Annotated in this window: 20 protein-coding genes; 16 read left to right on the forward strand and 4 right to left on the reverse strand. The window is 40.8% G+C overall.

Features of this window, described 5'->3' with window-relative positions:
• Both BAA9072_RS24630 and BAA9072_RS18670 read left to right on the forward strand, forming a co-directional pair.
• A partial coding sequence (locus BAA9072_RS24630; RefSeq protein WP_330999314.1) for an IS3 family transposase occupies positions 1–90 on the forward strand: 90 nt, incomplete at its 5' end.
• 166 nt (positions 91–256) lie between these two features.
• Complete coding sequence (locus tag BAA9072_RS18670; RefSeq protein WP_201716195.1) at positions 257–1192, forward strand: LCP family protein; 936 nt, start codon at positions 257–259, stop codon at positions 1190–1192.
• Here BAA9072_RS18670 and BAA9072_RS18675 read toward each other — a convergent pair.
• Positions 1180–1905: an AlbA family DNA-binding domain-containing protein gene (locus tag BAA9072_RS18675; protein ID WP_201716196.1), complete on the reverse strand. Its 726-nt coding sequence runs from the start codon at positions 1903–1905 to the stop codon at positions 1180–1182. The genes BAA9072_RS18670 and BAA9072_RS18675 overlap by 13 nt on opposite strands.
• Before the next feature lie 230 nt (positions 1906–2135).
• On the opposite strand from BAA9072_RS18675, the gene BAA9072_RS18680 reads away from it, so the two are divergent.
• From BAA9072_RS18680 to BAA9072_RS18700, 5 genes are all read left to right on the forward strand, one after another.
• Positions 2136–3056, forward strand: coding sequence for a CobW family GTP-binding protein (locus BAA9072_RS18680; RefSeq protein ID WP_201716197.1), 921 nt, complete (start codon positions 2136–2138; stop codon positions 3054–3056).
• 21 nt (positions 3057–3077) lie between these two features.
• Positions 3078–3371: a hypothetical protein gene (locus BAA9072_RS18685; RefSeq protein ID WP_230980936.1), complete on the forward strand. Its 294-nt coding sequence runs from the start codon at positions 3078–3080 to the stop codon at positions 3369–3371.
• 12 nt (positions 3372–3383) lie between these two features.
• A complete protein-coding gene (locus tag BAA9072_RS18690) occupies positions 3384–3743 on the forward strand; it encodes a DUF2085 domain-containing protein (protein WP_230980937.1) in 360 nt (119 codons plus the stop codon).
• 78 nt (positions 3744–3821) lie between these two features.
• Positions 3822–4247 carry a MarR family winged helix-turn-helix transcriptional regulator gene (locus BAA9072_RS18695; RefSeq protein WP_230980938.1) on the forward strand — a complete coding sequence of 142 codons (426 nt, stop codon included), beginning with the start codon at positions 3822–3824 and terminating at the stop codon, positions 4245–4247.
• 183 nt (positions 4248–4430) lie between these two features.
• A complete protein-coding gene (locus BAA9072_RS18700) occupies positions 4431–6050 on the forward strand; it encodes an MDR family MFS transporter (RefSeq protein WP_201716198.1) in 1620 nt (539 codons plus the stop codon).
• A 67-nt stretch (positions 6051–6117) separates the two neighbouring features.
• Here the strand turns inward: BAA9072_RS18700 and BAA9072_RS18705 are convergent, their stop codons facing one another.
• The gene (locus BAA9072_RS18705; RefSeq protein ID WP_201716199.1) at positions 6118–6363 is read right to left on the reverse strand and encodes a DNA alkylation repair protein; all 246 of its coding nucleotides are present in this window, start codon (positions 6361–6363) and stop codon (positions 6118–6120) included.
• Between the two features lie 71 nt (positions 6364–6434).
• Here BAA9072_RS18705 and BAA9072_RS18710 point away from each other — a divergent pair, with 71 nt between their 5' ends.
• From BAA9072_RS18710 to BAA9072_RS18720, 3 genes are all read left to right on the forward strand, one after another.
• A complete protein-coding gene (locus BAA9072_RS18710; RefSeq protein ID WP_201716200.1) occupies positions 6435–6725 on the forward strand; it encodes a hypothetical protein in 291 nt (96 codons plus the stop codon).
• A 420-nt stretch (positions 6726–7145) separates the two neighbouring features.
• Positions 7146–7988, forward strand: a complete 843-nt coding sequence (locus BAA9072_RS18715; protein WP_330999312.1) for a CAP domain-containing protein — start codon at positions 7146–7148, stop codon at positions 7986–7988.
• A gap of 179 nt (positions 7989–8167) precedes the next feature.
• Positions 8168–8941 carry an SDR family oxidoreductase gene (locus BAA9072_RS18720; protein ID WP_201716201.1) on the forward strand — a complete coding sequence of 258 codons (774 nt, stop codon included), beginning with the start codon at positions 8168–8170 and terminating at the stop codon, positions 8939–8941.
• A gap of 49 nt (positions 8942–8990) precedes the next feature.
• Here the strand turns inward: BAA9072_RS18720 and BAA9072_RS18725 are convergent, their stop codons facing one another.
• The gene (locus BAA9072_RS18725) at positions 8991–10358 is read right to left on the reverse strand and encodes an MATE family efflux transporter (protein WP_201716202.1); all 1368 of its coding nucleotides are present in this window, start codon (positions 10356–10358) and stop codon (positions 8991–8993) included.
• Between the two features lie 156 nt (positions 10359–10514).
• On the opposite strand from BAA9072_RS18725, the gene BAA9072_RS18730 reads away from it, so the two are divergent.
• From BAA9072_RS18730 to BAA9072_RS18755, 6 genes are all read left to right on the forward strand, one after another.
• Positions 10515–11282, forward strand: a complete 768-nt coding sequence (locus BAA9072_RS18730) for a carotenoid biosynthesis protein (protein WP_201716203.1) — start codon at positions 10515–10517, stop codon at positions 11280–11282.
• A complete protein-coding gene (locus BAA9072_RS18735; protein WP_201716204.1) occupies positions 11279–11995 on the forward strand; it encodes a lysophospholipid acyltransferase family protein in 717 nt (238 codons plus the stop codon). The genes BAA9072_RS18730 and BAA9072_RS18735 overlap by 4 nt, the downstream gene beginning before the upstream one ends.
• A 13-nt stretch (positions 11996–12008) precedes the next feature.
• A complete protein-coding gene (locus tag BAA9072_RS18740; protein WP_201716205.1) occupies positions 12009–13103 on the forward strand; it encodes a glycosyltransferase in 1095 nt (364 codons plus the stop codon).
• Positions 13100–14566 (forward strand): phytoene desaturase family protein, encoded by a 1467-nt coding sequence (locus BAA9072_RS18745; RefSeq protein WP_201716206.1) that lies wholly within the window; start codon positions 13100–13102, stop codon positions 14564–14566. Before BAA9072_RS18740 ends, BAA9072_RS18745 begins: the two co-directional genes overlap by 4 nt.
• Before the next feature lie 169 nt (positions 14567–14735).
• Positions 14736–15806 carry an undecaprenyldiphospho-muramoylpentapeptide beta-N-acetylglucosaminyltransferase gene (locus BAA9072_RS18750; RefSeq protein WP_201716207.1) on the forward strand — a complete coding sequence of 357 codons (1071 nt, stop codon included), beginning with the start codon at positions 14736–14738 and terminating at the stop codon, positions 15804–15806.
• Positions 15807–15866: 60 nt separating this feature from the next.
• Entirely contained in the window at positions 15867–16016 is a 150-nt protein-coding gene (locus BAA9072_RS18755) for a DUF2639 domain-containing protein (RefSeq protein WP_201716208.1), read from the forward strand.
• A gap of 179 nt (positions 16017–16195) precedes the next feature.
• Here the strand turns inward: BAA9072_RS18755 and BAA9072_RS18760 are convergent, their stop codons facing one another.
• The gene (locus BAA9072_RS18760) at positions 16196–16753 is read right to left on the reverse strand and encodes a GNAT family N-acetyltransferase (protein ID WP_201716209.1); all 558 of its coding nucleotides are present in this window, start codon (positions 16751–16753) and stop codon (positions 16196–16198) included.
• Positions 16754–16989: the final 236 nt, after the last annotated feature.

Raw genomic sequence — 16989 nt, forward strand, 5'->3', positions numbered from 1 at the left:
ATCATTTACTACAATCATTACAGATATCAATGGAATTTAAATAAGATGACCCCTGCACAATACAGGGATCACCTTCAACAAGCTGCCTAGGCTTTTTTTAATTGTCCTTTACAAAGGGTACACATTACTTACACCTGGGTTCTTTTTTTCGGAGGGTTGATTTTTCCATTAGAATGAGAAAGCCGAGTTGTTCCCTGATACCTCGTATAGAATGTTCATTCCTTACCAACAATGAATGTATATACGAGGTGATTCAATGAAAAAAATGGTGTTAGTCCTTTCTATCCTGCTATCTGTTCTTGTAGTGGTGAGCTGTTCTCCTTTTTGGGAAGGAAGGGATGTCCCTGCTACAGATGAAGGTCCATTCCCCAATAACCTACTAAACAATAAGGGAGAATCACTCTTTCCGATACTTCAAGAAGATAAGGAGCCGATCAATTTTCTCCTAGTTGGCTCTGATCAGCGGCAGAATGAACCTGCCCGTGCTGACGTTTTGATGGTGGTACAATACATTCCTCAATCATCAACCATCAAGATCGTCTCCATCATGAGGGATACATTCGTAGAAATTCCGGGACATGAAAAGAGCAAGATCAATCATGCATATTCATGGGGTGGAGAAGAACTGTTGGCGGAGACGATACAAAAAAATTTCTACTTGGACATTCATCATACCGTAAAGATTGATTTTGAGAAGTTCATCAGGATGATGGATCTCGTTTTTCCTAAAGGAGTATCGGTCACGGTATCCAAGCCGATGATCAAGCAATGGAAATGGGCAAAAGAACCTGGAGAAGAAGTGTTGAAAGGAGAAGAAATCCTGCAATATGTAAGGTTCAGGGGAGATATCAAGAGCGACTTCGGGCGAGTGGAAAGACAGCAGGAAATTATGCAGTTAGCAGAAAAAAGCCTTAAGGAAAAAGTGCAGTCTGGTGAAGGGATGAGGACGCTTCTCTCTCTCATCAGGGAAGGGTTAAAGAACGTAGAGACCTCCACTCCTATTAGTGAAATCATGAATTACGGGATGATTGTAATGCTGAATCCAATTGATAAAGTCGAAACGATGCGTGTACCAGTTGAAGGAAGTTATTCAGACCTCCGGACAGTACATGCAGGACTTGTTCTGGATATGGATATACAAAAGAATCGAGAATCCATAAAAGAATTTCTAAGCTCAAATCACCAGAAATGAAATTCAGAAGAATCAAGGTCCAGGAACATTTCAATCTTCTTCATTTTTCTCAGGATTAAATCGTGCAGATAGCTCTGGTACTTCTGATCATCAGCCTGGTCATGTTCCAAATGGAGGATTTTTAAATGTTCAAGGTGCTCTTTTAGTGTTCGTTCATCACTATCAGACCCGCCTGACTGAACTTTACGTAGTATCACATCGACCAATTTTTCGTGAGTGGCTTCAATGGTCTTAGTTCCTTGTCTGGCATAGATTGCTCCATATCGCAGTTCCCCCCGGGTGACAATGGAGGTATAAGGCACATACCTTGGATCATAATCGATGATGAGTACCTGGAAACGTTTATGACTCATCAAAGGGTTGGTGCTTTCGGGGAATATGAAGTCTTCCGTTCTGTAACGTAAATATTTAGGCAGCAGATGTTGCAGTTTGTTGTCAACATCTGCTTTATCCAGAAATTCTTCATCAGACAAACCTTTCAAATCAACGGACCCATCATCAAATTGCATCACCCCGATGATGATGCATCCACCCCCCGTATTGGATATCGCCAGGATATGCTTCGCCATTTTCGTGAATTCGATCCAATCAGATTTAAAATCTACATAATCTGTTTCGCCGGTATTATGAAGCAACAGATCCTTCAATGTTTCATGAGAAGGATTCTTCAAAAAATCTCTTAACTTGAGCGGAACAATCTTCTCATAATACATGACATTCCCACCTTTTAATGATTCATTAACAGTATTAAAAATAGAAAAGACTCATAAACGGCTCAACCACCGTAGAATACATATTATATTCTATGCGTGAAGTGAAGTGGATAACGCTCTTTGAAGGAATAATTCCTCCTCGAATATTATTCATCAAATGGTGATGTCCGTTGTATTCCTAGCTACTTTCAAATAGAATATGTATAGGAATCTAAGGAAAGGAAGATTACATGAAAAAGGGTGTATACATATTATCTGGATTTCTTGGCAGTGGAAAAACGACTTTACTTAAACAATTGCTGCAATCCTTAAAGGATCATGATAAAAAGCCAGCAGTATTAATGAATGAATTAGGAAGTGTATCGATCGACAGTGATGCGGTTGATGATGACACAGCATTACGTGAGCTTCTTGATGGATGTATATGCTGTACTATATCAGAGAAATTGGAGTCACAGCTCCAAGAGCTTTTACTGAACGAAGACTTTGATGTTCTGGTCATTGAAACAACAGGTGCAGCACATCCAGTTGAGGTGGTTGATTCCATCCTTTCCCCACTCTTTGCCGACCGATTCGAGTTTAGGGGGATCATCACAGTGGTGGACGGATTGCAATGGCGGAACAGGGGGGGCTTCAGTCCGGCTGTTTTACATCTGATGAGAGAACAAATCCGGTATGCTGAGTACATTGTAGCAAATAAAATGGACTTGCTGACTGATATGGAGCAGGGGACTTTCTCATATGAGCTACAGCAAATAAATCAAAATGCCAAGGTTTATTTAACGAATTATTCTCAAGTGTCAATGAAAGATATCTTATCTTTAAGTGCAGAACAAGGATTGTTTTCCCATGATCATGCCTCCATTGGTGATCATCTAACTCTACAGGCGGTCGTCTATACGTTCACTGGAACAGTAAATGGAGAAGCCTTTGAAGAATGGGTGAAAGCCCAACCTGATACAATATACCGAATGAAGGGATATGTGCCCCTACAGGGAAGAAAATATCCGACATTGTTTCAGTATTCATACGGCATGCCGCTCTTTATGCCAGGAGAAATGAAATATCCTGCCAATTTCGTCATAATTGGAGAAAATATACATAAAGAAGAAATAATACAGTCCTTACAGAAGATTGACCTGAAGAAGTAATCCAGGGAGTGGGAGATCTTTATGGTGTTTCTATTGTTTAGTGTAGAACTTATATTATTTATTGCTGGTATTTACGGTTTAAGTATTTACGAAACCAACCTTCAATTGTATATCTTCTTAGGACTAATCGGGATCGGTATCATGTTGTTCATCTGGACGATCGTGTTCTATCAAAGAAAACAACAGAAGAGACAAAGAACGAATGACTGTTGGGATTGCGCCATTTATTCACCCGACTGTCTCCCCACCCCCCGAGGGAGTAAATTCGACTGTGATTCACCGGACTGTGACTGTACTCCAGATTGCAGCCCATAGGAGGGAAATGAAGTGAAAGAATGGTTTGCACTTTCCTTTATGCCGTGTCATAGAATGCCGGATCGGTCATTGATCGTTAAGGATAAGCAATTCCCATTATGTTTCAGGTGTATGGGTATCCTCATGGGGATGATTATAGGGATTCCTTCTACATGGCTCTTATTTCATTCTTTAACAAGCGTTCATCTCTTGTTAGCCGGTCTATTAATATTCCCTCTTTTAGTAGATGGATTCACTCAGAAGTGGGAGTGGAGAGGGAGTACGAATCCACTTCGGTTGATGACGGGATTACTATGCGGTATGGGATTGTCGTTAGGGATCGTTATTATCTCACAATGGTGGGTAAGAATCATTATGTTGGGAACAGGTTGACAATATCGAATAAAACGTATATTATTTAATAGTTAACTTAGTGAAGTATTTATTGAGTGTAAGAAAGGTCGATTATTAGTGGGAAAAGAATTGTTCGAGCTAGAAGGATTATTTAGATCCGTGTTTAGAATGATGAAATCAGATATTCGAACCATCTTTGGAGAATTTATATCAAACGGGGAATTCCGGGTGCTTCAGCTCATCAGGGAAAATGGTGCATTGAAATCTTCGGAAATTTCAAAGAGAATGGAAGTTTCGGCAAGTCATATTACGTCCATAACAGATACATTGGTTGAAAAAGGCTATATTACCAGACAGCGATCCAACGAAGATCGTAGAGTCGTAGAATTGGCTCTCACACCTAAAGGGGTGGAAGTGTTGGCACAGTGTGAAGAGAAAAAGTCACATTATTTCCAGCAGTTATTTCAAACCTTTGATAAAGAGGAGATCTCCCACTTAATTGAACTGTTTGAGAAACTGTTGAGTTCATCGATTCGCAAGTGAAGATGTGCTAGAAGATATTCTCCTTTAAATGTTATGGTTTTACTTGAAAAGCTGAGTGAACAGCCATATAGTGTAACCGGTTTAAAAAAGGGTTGACCTGAAAAGTGGTCATCCCTTCTATTATGCTCATTTACTTAAGTTAGTTAATTATTCACAATATAAATATTGAGGGAGACAGAAACTATGGAACATTTAGAACATCGAAAAAAAGTACTGATCATGGTTGCGATCATGTCAGCCATGCTGTTCGCTGCATTAAATCAAACGATTGTCGGGACCGCATTGCCTCGGATCATTTCCGAAATAGGGGGCATGGATTATTATAGCTGGGTATTCACCATCTTTATGTTAACAAGCTCAGTAACAGCTATTCTGGTTGGGAAATTATCGGATATGTATGGAAGGAAACCTTTCATCTTACTAGGGATTGCCGTCTTTATGATTGGTTCATTCTTAAACGGACTATCCGCTTCAATCTTTCAGTTAATCATATTTAGGGGTATCCAAGGTTTTGGAGCCGGAATGATCATGTCAACAGCCTTTACCGCTGTAGGAGACTTATTTTCTCCACGGGAAAGAGGGAAATGGCAGGGATTAATGAGCAGTGTGTTTGGTTTAGCAAGTGTTTTCGGACCTACTTTAGGTGGTTGGATTGTCGATAACGCCGATTGGCACTGGGTGTTCTGGGTGTTTCTACCAGTAGGTTTCATCGCATTCGGAATGATATATAAAATGTTCCCTTCACAGGAGCCGAACAAAGGACTTAAAGTGGATTATTTAGGATCCGTTATGTTGACTCTAACGATCATTCCTTTATTATTGGCCTTTACGTGGGGTGGAAATGATTATGAGTGGGTTTCTCTGCCCATCATCGGGTTACTGACTGCCACGGTGGTAGCCTTTGTACTCTTCATTATTACCGAGAAGAGAGCAAGTAATCCCGTGCTTCCTCTTCAATTATTCAAGAATAAAATCTTTACCCTTTCAAATATCATCGGATTTATTCTCGGAGCCGGGATGTTTGGTGCCATTATGTATATGCCGTTCTTTATTCAAGGGGTTATGGGTACATCTGCGACCAAATCCGGCCTTGTGATGATGCCCATGACATTAAGTATGGTTTTCGCGAGTACAATAGGGGGCCAAATCATCACGAAGACAGGGAAGTATAAGTTTCTGGCACTTATCGGTTTGTTCGTCATGAGTACGGGTATGGTTCTTTTATCCTTTATGGATACGAACACAACCAACGCAAGAGCCCTGCTGAATATTATTATAGTAGGAACAGGTCTTGGACTGAGCTTCCCTGTATTTACCCTTACTGTTCAAAATGCAGTACAGCATAAGTTTCTGGGTGTTGCCACTGCGGCAACACAATTGTTCAGACAAATCGGTGGCACAATAGGGGTTGCCATCATGGGAACCGTGATGAACTCTTCCATGACTTCCAGGATGACGGAGAAAATGTCTTCAGTGAAAGACTCCCCGTTACTCACAGATCCTGAAACGGCAGGAGTCATGAAACAACTTCAAGACCCTCAAAACATAATGAACGGAGGGAAGTTAAAAGAGCTTCAGTCAACATTACCACCCGAATTCCAAGGGATCTATGCATCCATTTTGGAAGGTGTCAGAGAATCATTGAGTTATGCTTTAACGAATGTTTTCTTCATTGGAGCCATCATTCTTCTCGTCGGATTCATTTTAACGTTCTTTATGAAAGAGATCCCTTTAAGGATGTCAAATAAAGATGTCACAGAGGAAGATAAAGAAACAACGCTTAAAGAAGCATCTAATCATTAATAATAAATAGATAGAAAAGGGTAACCGGATCTGGAAATACAAGCAGACCTGGTTACCCTTACTTTTTTTACATTGTGCTTTCTCCAAATTTCTTGAATGTCATTTCATCCTCAATCAAGCCGCAAGCTGCACATTGAACTTTTAATTCCGGTCCGTTGTAAGCAAGATGAAATGGATCTAGTTGACCTTGTTCATAACTCTGAACGATTTCTCCTGAACCAGGATCAAGTTTCACACTCTGTGGTACTTGTTGTATAATATTAAATCGGGTGCGATTCGTTTTACAGCTAGGGCAGCGATACGATGTAGTCATTGATATCACCTTTCTTCGTTTTTCTCTAGTATGCTTAAAGATCAAACTTTTTATGTAAAGGATGCTTGTATATGTCGGAAATGTTCAATGATTTATTAAAAGCCTACAGACGAATATGGAAAAACAGGATGTTATCAATCGATGCCGCTTCATCGGAACAAGTATTAAAAGAAGCCATCAAACGTGAATTGGAAGATACCAATAGCCATCCACGGGTTCGTAAGTCTATAGAATATAAATATTATACTGCCACTAAAAGAATTACTGAATCGGACTTATCAAATGATGTTAAAGTTAAGTTGATTCAGCTACATATCGAAATGGCCGCTCTAATTAAAGAATGGGATTCTACAAATGGTTAGATTAATTTATTCTGAGCCAGTACCTTTCATTATGTACCTGTGTGTAATGGAGGTGTGAGGCAATTAAAACGCCTGGGATTTAATGTGAATTGATATCTAATCATTGAATCTGATAAAAAATGTAAATATTTCCTTTCTTTGGAGTGAATTTCTTCTTTCTTTGAAACGTTACTGTAACATCCGTTACATAACAAAGGAGCTTTAAAACCTGTCAAGAATCATATACCGGTAATAATTAGTTACTGGATCCAATTCATTCAGCAATTGGAAATGTAAGTAAAGTATTTTAAAATGCTTTTCTCCCTACTAGAATCAGTGGTTACTATAGTACTATAGAGAAATTGTCTTTCAAAATAGAACAATTGATTCCTAGTTACCAAGTTCTCCCGTAAATGTAACAAAAACAGGGTGGTATGATGAATGTGCAGCAAGAAAAACACATTCACTAAGGAGGAATTCATTTTTATGAATAAGAAAATGATGGTTTCAGCAGCAACAGCATTAACATTATTAGCAACTCCATTCGCAGCAGGTAAAGCTGACGCTGCAGCACCGTGCCCGAATCAGGACAATGTCGTACAAAAGGTGAACGCCTTTAAATATAACGGTAATCAAGAAGATCTTAATAAATTGGTTCAAGATGTTCTATCAAAATACCAAATGAATGGTAAGAACATCAATGTTCAAGAATTATTGAAGGGACAGGCTCCGAAAGCCCAGGCAGCAGCTCCAGCACCAACTAAACAAGCACCAAAAGCAGAAGCACCAAAAGCGGATGCTCCAGCACCTAAGGCAGATGCTCCAAAAGCAGCAGCTCCTGCACCAGCACCAGAAGCAAATGAACAAAAGCAACAAACAGAACAAACAAGCGAACAATCCGGTCAATTAAGCCAGTTTGAGCAACAAGTAGTAGAATTAACTAATCAAGAGCGTGCAAAACAAGGACTTCCAGCTCTTAAAGTAGATACAGAACTAAGCAAAGTGGCACGTGAGAAGTCTCGTGATATGCAAGCTAATAACTACTTCTCTCATACAAGCCCTACGTATGGTTCACCATTCGACATGATGAAGCAGTTCGGTATCGAGTATAGCTCTGCAGGTGAAAACATCGCGATGGGTCAAAAGACTCCTGAAGAAGTGGTACAAGCATGGATGAACAGTGAAGGTCACCGTAAAAATATCATGAGTTCAAATTACACTCACATTGGTGTAGGCTATGTAGAAAACGGTAACTACTGGACTCAACAATTCATCGGTAAGTAATTTTACGCACGTGATGAAAAGCAGTCTCTCTTTTGAGAGGCTGTTTTTTTTATTCTTCCATAATTCAATGAAATGATACGCTGTTTCCCATGTTAGATGCATGAATTAAGAGCTTACATTTGCTTTTCAGCATAATCCTTCTTACTATTGAAATATAACGAGTACGTGGAGTGAGCTTGATGAAGGATAAAGTTGTACTGATAACCGGGGGTTCAAAAGGGATTGGAAGAACGACGGTCGAAGAATTCGCCAAACAAGGATACACCGTTATCCTTAATTATAGGAGAAATGATCAATTTGTTGAGGAATTGGTCTCTACATTAAATCGTCAATATTCGAACACCATCATCCCGATCAAAGGGGATATCTCTGTGCCGGAAGAATGTGAACGGATGGTATCAGAAATCTGGGGTAAGGTGGAGAGAGTTGATATTTTAATCCATAATGCCGGCCCCTATGTTAAAGAAAGAAAGTCATTTGCAGATTATTCTCCTGAGGAATGGAATTACATTGTAAATGGGAATTTAAATAGTGTTTTTTACTTATCAAGGTTAATGATCCCGAAGATGAGGGAAAAACAATGGGGAAGAATCATCACATTTGGATATGACAGGGTCGAATCTGCCCCGGGCTGGATTTATCGTTCTGCTTTCGCAGCGGCTAAAGCCGGCCTTGCTTCCTTCACAAAAACGATTTCAATCGAAGAAGCACAGAATGGTATAACCGCAAATATGGTCTGTCCCGGAGACATCGTAGGTGAGTGGAAGGAAAGTCGAATTAGCAGCGCGAAAGAGCACCATGACCCCCAGACCCCGATCGGACGGCCAGGGACAGGGGAAGATCTTGCAAGGATCATTTCGTTCCTCTGTCAAGAAGAATCTGATTTCATTACCGGTTCCATTATTCCGGTTACAGGTGGAAAGGACGTACTTGGAAAGGTATTTCATCAATAAAGAGTCACGGGAGTGGGAACGCCCGTGGCTCTTTCAATCAATACCATTTTCATTCACTTGAAACAAGAAGTTGTTTTCTGTACTTTTTCTGTATATACAGGAGCCTGCCGGACAAGGTAATCGCTCCTGCCGTTAAGCCTGATGTCAGCCCCAGCCAGTATCCATATGGTCCGAAATCCGTGAAGTTAGCAATGAAATATCCTAATGGAAGGCCGATCACCCAGTAGGATATGAGGGCCATAATAAAGGTGATATTAACATCCTTATATCCTCTAAGAGCCCCTTGGACAGGAGCTTGTATCGCATCGGAAAGCTGGAAAAGTACGGCATACAATAAGAAATGAGCCGTTAATTCCAATACATAAGGATCATCCGAATAGAGGTAGGCAATTTCAGAACGGAAAACAAGTAATATCACTCCATATATGACGGCCAGGAGCAAGGCGAAGCCGACGCCCATCCAGCTGTAAATTTTCGCATCCCCAATCCTCTTACCTCCAACCTCAAATCCTACAACGATGGTTAGGGCCATGGAAATGCTCAGGGGAATCATATAAAGGAAGGATGCAAAATTGATTGCTGCCTGGTGAGCCGCGATTACGACTGTTTCATATTGGCTCATTAACAGGGTAACTGCCGAAAAAATACTTACCTCGAAGAAAATCGATAATCCAATAGGCACTCCTATTACAAAAAGTTCTCTCCATCTAAAAAAATCGGGCTTATGGATGGTATGGAAGATAAAATACTGACTGAATGGTCTTTTTGTATGGACCACCCAAAAGGCGATGAGAGTAATAAGCCAATAGGTGATGGCAGACGCAACACCTGCACCAACTCCTCCAAGTGCAGGAAATCCCAGCTTACCGAAAATAAGGAGATAATTAAATACTACATTGATCGGCAGGGATAGGAGTGTAATGAACATGGTGATCCTCGTCATACCCAGTGCATCGATGAATGATCTCAAAACATTATAGATGAACAATGGAATCATACCGAATGACAGGGCGATAAGATAATCTTTGGCAACAATACGTACTTCTTGTTCAATATTCATCCCATTCAGGATCGGTTTCAGGACGAATCCGCCCACCACCATGACGATAAGGGATAATACTATGGCTGCATAAACACCTTGAAGGACGGTATGAGGTACATCTTTCTTATTCCCGCCTCCTATCAATTGAGCGACAATGGGTGTCACTGCCAAAAGGATCCCGCTTAATCCAGTAAAGACCGGTACCCATAAGGAAGAACCGATGGCAACACCGGCAAGGTCTTCGGGAGAGTATTTCCCCGACATGATCGTGTCGAAGAAATTCATGGCAAACATCCCCAATTGGGTGACAAGGATGGGAATCAATATGAAGGATAGTTGTTTAACCTTATCCTTGATTGTATGGGTTTCTCTCATAAATTGTACTCCTCTTGAATTTCTTAGAATAGTGCAGGATAAAATTCACTATCATACTGTACCATATTTTCGGGGGATTGAGAGTGAAATATGTTTATAAACGAATGACCCCAACGCTTGCAGGATAATAAAATATGAACATACAGGAGGGAAAGAATGACTAAGCACTGGCAGGACTGGGTCTGGATTGCGTTCTTAATATGGTACGGAGTGGGAATCATCCTTGTCTCCTTGGACTGGCTCCCTCCTGCTTTACAATGGGCAAATGCTGTTTTCTTATATTTAGCGGGTATTCTGGCTATTCTTTATGCAATGAAGAGGCTCAAGGGAGCAAATGGGATTATTGCTTCATTATGCATTATGCTCCTAACCATTTTCGCCGAGTCATTAGGTGTCCATTATGGTCTGATATTTGGGTCTTATCATTATGAAAGGGATTTCGGATTTCAACTATTCGGGGTTCCAATGACAATAGGCTTCGCTTGGGTCATGGTTATTTTTACCAGTATGTCCCATTATGAGTTCCTCCTGAATAAAACAAAGACAGTCATGGGGGCGTTACGATATAGTACGGTTACTTCTTTTTTAGCTGTCACGATGGATTTGATCATCGATCCTGTTGCGTTTAAAGGTCGGGAATATTGGATATGGGATCAGGAAGGAATCTTTTATGATATTCCCACGCAAAATTTTTTAGGATGGTTTTTTGTTTCATTTTTCATTCAATGCTCCCTGTATGTGGTGATCAAGCAAGAAGCGTTTTCCTCAACATGGAGCGGTAGGATGATGCGGCTATATTTCCTTGTGATCCTTATGTTTATCGTTACTGCAATGGTGGAAGGACTGTGGCTGGCCGTTTTTGTCACTTCGGTATTTTACACGGCATCTCTCATTATTAGAACACGATTGGAGAAGGTAGCATGATTGAACCAAGAAAAAGTAAAAAATTTCAACAACTGCTAGTCCGCTATCTTACCTATCAACTGAAAAAGCACTTTTATCGTGTATGGATCGATGACCAACGGGATTCGTTTCAACCCGCTGTCGGTCAACTGGTACTTGCCAATCATTCCAGCTGGTGGGACGGATTGATGGTCTTTTACTTAAATCAAAAAGTCATAAAGGAAGACAGCTATGCCATGATGAGCCAGAAAGGGATGGAGGATTTCTCTTTCTTCCGCAAAATCGGAGCCTTCTCAGTTAATCCCGATTCTCCAAAAGACTTGGTCATTTCTTTGAAGTTTGCTGAAAAGTGCTTACAAGAGAAAAAAACGGTTTGGATCTTTCCTCAAGGGAAGGAAGAACATCTCGAAAAGAGGCCCATTTCCTTTATGAGTGGTCCGAGTTATTTATTCGAACGAAACCAGGGAATCACCGTCACGATGGTTACTTTCTATTACACCTTTCGTCACGAACAAAGACCGGAATTATTCATCCGGATTACCGATGTTGAGGTAAATCAGAGTTATCTTACATCACGGGAAGAACGGACACATCATCTAAGAAACATTATGGAAAAGAGGCTTGATGACTTGAAAATCGATATCATCCATGAAGATATATCCATGTTCACATTATTGCTTAAAGGGTTTCCGACCAATAGTGAGTGGTTGAGTTTTTGGAATAGAAGAAAGTAGAGGTGTAGAAAGAATGATTTATGTACTATTGATGACATTCCTGTTTGTTCTGGCTACATTTATCAATCTACTTTTTTTACCAAAGCTGTCCCGTAAATCGACCACAGATGAATTGGTTTCAGTTCTGGTCCCGATGAGAAATGAAGAACGAAATGTAATTGGGCTAATCAAAAGTATCAGGAAGATCACTCATTCTCCAGTAGAATTTATCCTGTTGGATGACGCTTCAACGGATCAAACAAGAGAACTTCTGATCCACCTGACAAAAGAGGATCCGCGTTTCAGGATCATTGATGGAAAACCCCTTCCAAAAGGGTGGGTTGGGAAGGTCCATGCATGCAAAGAATTAAGTCGGCATGCCTTGGGATCGTATTATCTTTATCTGGACGCAGATGTCAGGGTATCCCCTTCTATTGTTGAAAAAGTATTATTCCAAATGAAACGGTATGATGCGGGTCTTGTAACGGGATTTCCTCAATTCCCGATACCGACCATCCTAAGTAAAATGCTGGTACCCTTTCAGCATTTTCTCGTTTATTTCCATTTACCTCTTGCCGTGGCTAACCATACGACCAGAAAAGCATTCACAGCCGCACATGGAGCTTTTATGTTTTTCAGGAAGGAAGCATATGACGATTGTGGTGGGCACGAAGCCGTTAAATCGTCCCTCTTGGAAGACGTTCATATCACGCGGAAGGTAAAAGAAAAAGGGTGGAAAGTGACCCTGGTTAATAATAGTTTTGATGTGACCTGTCATATGTATGAAACAAATAAGGAAGTATGGGAGGGATTTTTGAAGAATATATACATAGGCACTGGCAGAAGTCCAGTATCAGTCATCCTACTCACCCTTTTTTACTCCATTTTCTTTATCTTTCCACTGCCTCTGGCTTTTTATGGTTTGACATCCGGGGAGTGGACATACTCCCTTCCTTTATTGGCGATCTGGCTGCAAACCCTCATGATTGACTTGGCATCCAATCAATCAAAGTGGCATTTTCTTTTGATGCCTTTCGCTACTGTCTGCTTTATCGTCATTATGTGGGCTTCCATGCTAAGAGGATTGAAAAAACAGGGGTATACCTGGAAAGGAAGGACCTATTCATGAAGGATATCATCATTATTGGAGGAGGATTAGGGGGACTATCTGCAGCTATATCCCTTCAGAGTAAAGGGTATAACGTAACCATTGTAGAAGAAAACCTTCACCCCGGTGGGAAAATGATGCCGGTTGAAATTGATGGCTACTTCTTTGATTTCGGACCGAATACCATCACGATGCCACATGTCTTTCAATCTGTGATTAACGATGCAGGAGGGGACTCTTCCCGTTATTTCGAGTTTGAAAGACTGGTGAAACATACTAAAAATGTTTTTCCCGATGGCAGTGTTCTCTATCAAACAGCTGACTCGGAAGATATGATAAATGAACTTGGAGGAATCGATCCTTATGGGGCAGTTCATTACAGAGAATATTTAAAGGAAGTTGAAAAACTGTATTCATTGGCAGAGCGAGGATTTCTTTACAGAGTATTTGGTTCATGGAGAGATTATCTTTCACCCGTTCTTTCCTACCATTTTATGAAGGTCCGTCCCTTTGAGAAAATGGATCACTTTCATAGGAGGTTTTTTCAGGATGAGAATGTATTGAAGGTGTTCAATCGTTATGCAACGTATATTGGTTCCTCACCTTACGAGTGCCCCGCCACCTTTTCGCTGATCGGGCATCTTGAGATGAATGAAGGGGTGTATTATACGAAAGGTGGAAACACGAAAATTGCACAAGGATTTTATCAATTTTTTAAAGAACTTGGGGGACAAGTTCACTTGGGCAAGCGAATTAAAGAAATCGTAGTGAAGGAAAAAAGAGCGGTCGGTGTAATATTCCAACATGGCGAGATGCAATCTGCTGATGACGTGATTGTAAATGGAGATTTTATCACGGCTACGAAGCATCTGGTCAACGAAAAGGATCGTCCGAGTCATCCTGACAGGAAGCTTGACACCTACGAACCTTCCATTTCGGCATTTGTGATTTTGGCAGGCGTCAGAACTTTCCAGGATTCCATTCATCATCATCAGGTTTATTTCACGGAGGATTATCAAAAGGAATTCACGGAAATTTTCTCTGATAAAACGCTCCCAAGTGATCCAACGATCTATATAAGCCATTCGGCAGCGACAGATCCAACCCTTACAAAGGGCAGTAACTTATTTATCCTTATCAATGCCCCGGCCATTACATTGACCGATGACCAAACCCAGTCCTATAAGGAAAAGATTTATCATAAATTAGAAGAAAAAGGGATACCCATAAGGGAGTCATTAGAAGTGGAGAAGATTTACACACCCGATACGATAAAGCATAAATTCTCTGCCTATAAAGGCTCACTTTATGGTCTTGCTTCCCACCGTATGACGGAAGCATTTCTTCGTCCATCCAACGTCAGTAAGGACATTGAGCACCTCTTCTACGTCGGTGGAACGACACACCCCGGTGGAGGATCCCCAATGGTGACGATTAGCGGAAGAAATGTAGCCAATTATATCTTGAATAGAGATAAGGGATGATGCGTTCTGTCTACCGGTAATCATGAAACTATAGGGTACTCAAACGAGCTGCAAAAGGACTCAATTCCTTTTGTCAAATTTTCGTAGTTCTATCCCACCCGTATTTTTGGTAAAGTGTATAATGGTTAGAGATAAAGATATTAGAATATGGAGTTAGGAGTTTATACATATGAAGAAACGCATATTATTTACGGGCGGTGGTTCAGCTGGCCACGTCACGGTTAATACAGCATTGATTCCACACTTTGAAAAAGAAGGCTGGGACATAACGTATATAGGGTCGGAAGATGGGATCGAGAAGGAAATCATTACGGAACAGTTTCCCCATATCCCTTACGAAAGCATCTCAAGCGGGAAGCTTCGAAGATATTTTTCCTGGAAAAACTTTTCAGACCCGTTTCGAGTGATGAAAGGAGTCTTTGACGCGCTATCCGTGATCAGGAAGACGAAACCCGACATCATCTTTTCCAAAGGGGGATTCGTTTCCGTACCCGTCGTCATGGCCGCCAAGATTGCCAAAGTTCCTGTAGCGATTCATGAGTCCGATGTGACTCCAGGACTTGCTAACAAGTTAGCCGTCCCATTCGCAACTAAAATATTTACTACTTTTCCAGAAACGGTTCAATCACTTCCAAGTGATAAATCATTATGCGCCGGAGCCATCATTCGGGAAGAATTGTTTTCAGGTGATGTCCGAGAAGGAAAGAGATTAACGGGGTATTATGAGGATAAGCCTGTTTTGATGATCATGGGAGGTAGTCTTGGAGCGAGAAAAATTAACGAAGCGGTAAGAGGGAATCTCAAGGAGCTGCTTTCGTCCTTCCAAATCATTCATATTTGTGGGAAAGGAAATATCGACGAAGCTCATACACAAAAAGGGTATCGTCAATATGAATTCATAAAGGGTGAACTTCCTCACTACCTGGCGATGACGGATTTCGTGATCTCCCGTGCCGGTTCGAATTCAATCTTTGAATTTCTTGCCTTAAAGAAACCGATGCTATTGATCCCCCTATCAAGGGAAGCGAGTCGTGGCGATCAAATCCTCAATGCCAATAGCTTTGTAAAACACGGCTATGCGATAAAATTGGAAGAAGAAGAGCTGAACGAAGAGAGCTTCTTGGCTGGTATCAATGAGCTTAAGACAAATGAAGAGATAATGATCCGTTCTATGGAAAAAGGTGAAAAAGCGTACACCATCCAGGACATGTATGAGGAACTTTCATCAATGTCCCGTTAAGGAGTCTCGGGACTTCCCTTCAAGCATATAGTATATAAATGGTTGAAGGGGAGAAGTGGTATGGCTTATCAATATTCAAAGGGATGGTACCTTCAAGAGCTTAAAAAGATGGGCATCAACTATCATCCATTAGAAAAAAGGAAATTGGAAAATTACAAGACGTTTGTGGTACGAAATCTGTACTTCGAGAAAATAGCAAAGAAGAAATAATGAAAGTAGCTGTTGGTCGCGATGTCTGAGTAAAATGGGCATCACTGACGGCTCTTTTTTCTTTTAACCTCCAAAAGGAAAAGAAATGGCATGTGTTTGTACCGTGTTATTTACCCATGCATCAAATTAATCAATAAATAAAAAAGTTATCACCCGTGTGTGATAACTTTTTATACCCATTAGGCTTCAAGTACCTGTTCTTCTTCCTGGCATTGTTGAAGCTGATATAAATACAGTGTGTACAGATCTTTAGGGATTTCATATAATTCATAAACCTCTTCTTGAGCATTTAATTGTTCATAAAGTGATTTTCTTGATAGGTTCGCCTTGACGACATAAGGGAGCTTTTCTGCTGCTTTTTTTGAGCGTGTATTCACTTTACGAATCCTCATGAAAATGGTTTCCATCCCAAGTTCAAAGAACAGCTCGGAAAAGAATGCATCTTTGGCAGGCTGATTATACCCTTTCCCGTGAAAAGGCTTGCCAAGCCACGTACCCAGGAACCCTGCATTTTCCTGGATATCAAATAAATTGATCGTGCCGATAGGGTTGCCCCACTCGTCCGAGATCGTACGTGAAATAAGTTCTCCACGTTCTTCTGCTTCAATCGTTTGTTTCGTCAGGAAAAGAAGTTCCTCATAGGAATATGCCTTTTGACGCACAAAAGGGAAGACATCCGGGTGCACCATCAGGTCATAAAGTTCATGACACTCATGTAATTCACGTTTCTTGATCATAGTAGACCCTCCTTGAGGGCAGTCTACTTGCGTACGATCCCACCCTCGAAATTTTTAAATGGTAACTAAAAAATTTCGGGGTGGGAATCGAACCCACTAAGACCAGTCAAGAAACTGGTGGCGCACCTTTTGCCTTCCCTTCATTACAGTCGCTCAATATGAATAGATCGCGTACCAGAACAATGTAATCGGAAATATATTATCCATTTGTATCATATACGAAATCTCTCAAAAAG

It is taken from the genome of Rossellomorea arthrocnemi (assembly GCF_904424705.1).
Taxonomy (GTDB): Bacteria; Bacillota; Bacilli; order Bacillales; family Bacillaceae_B; genus Rossellomorea; species Rossellomorea arthrocnemi.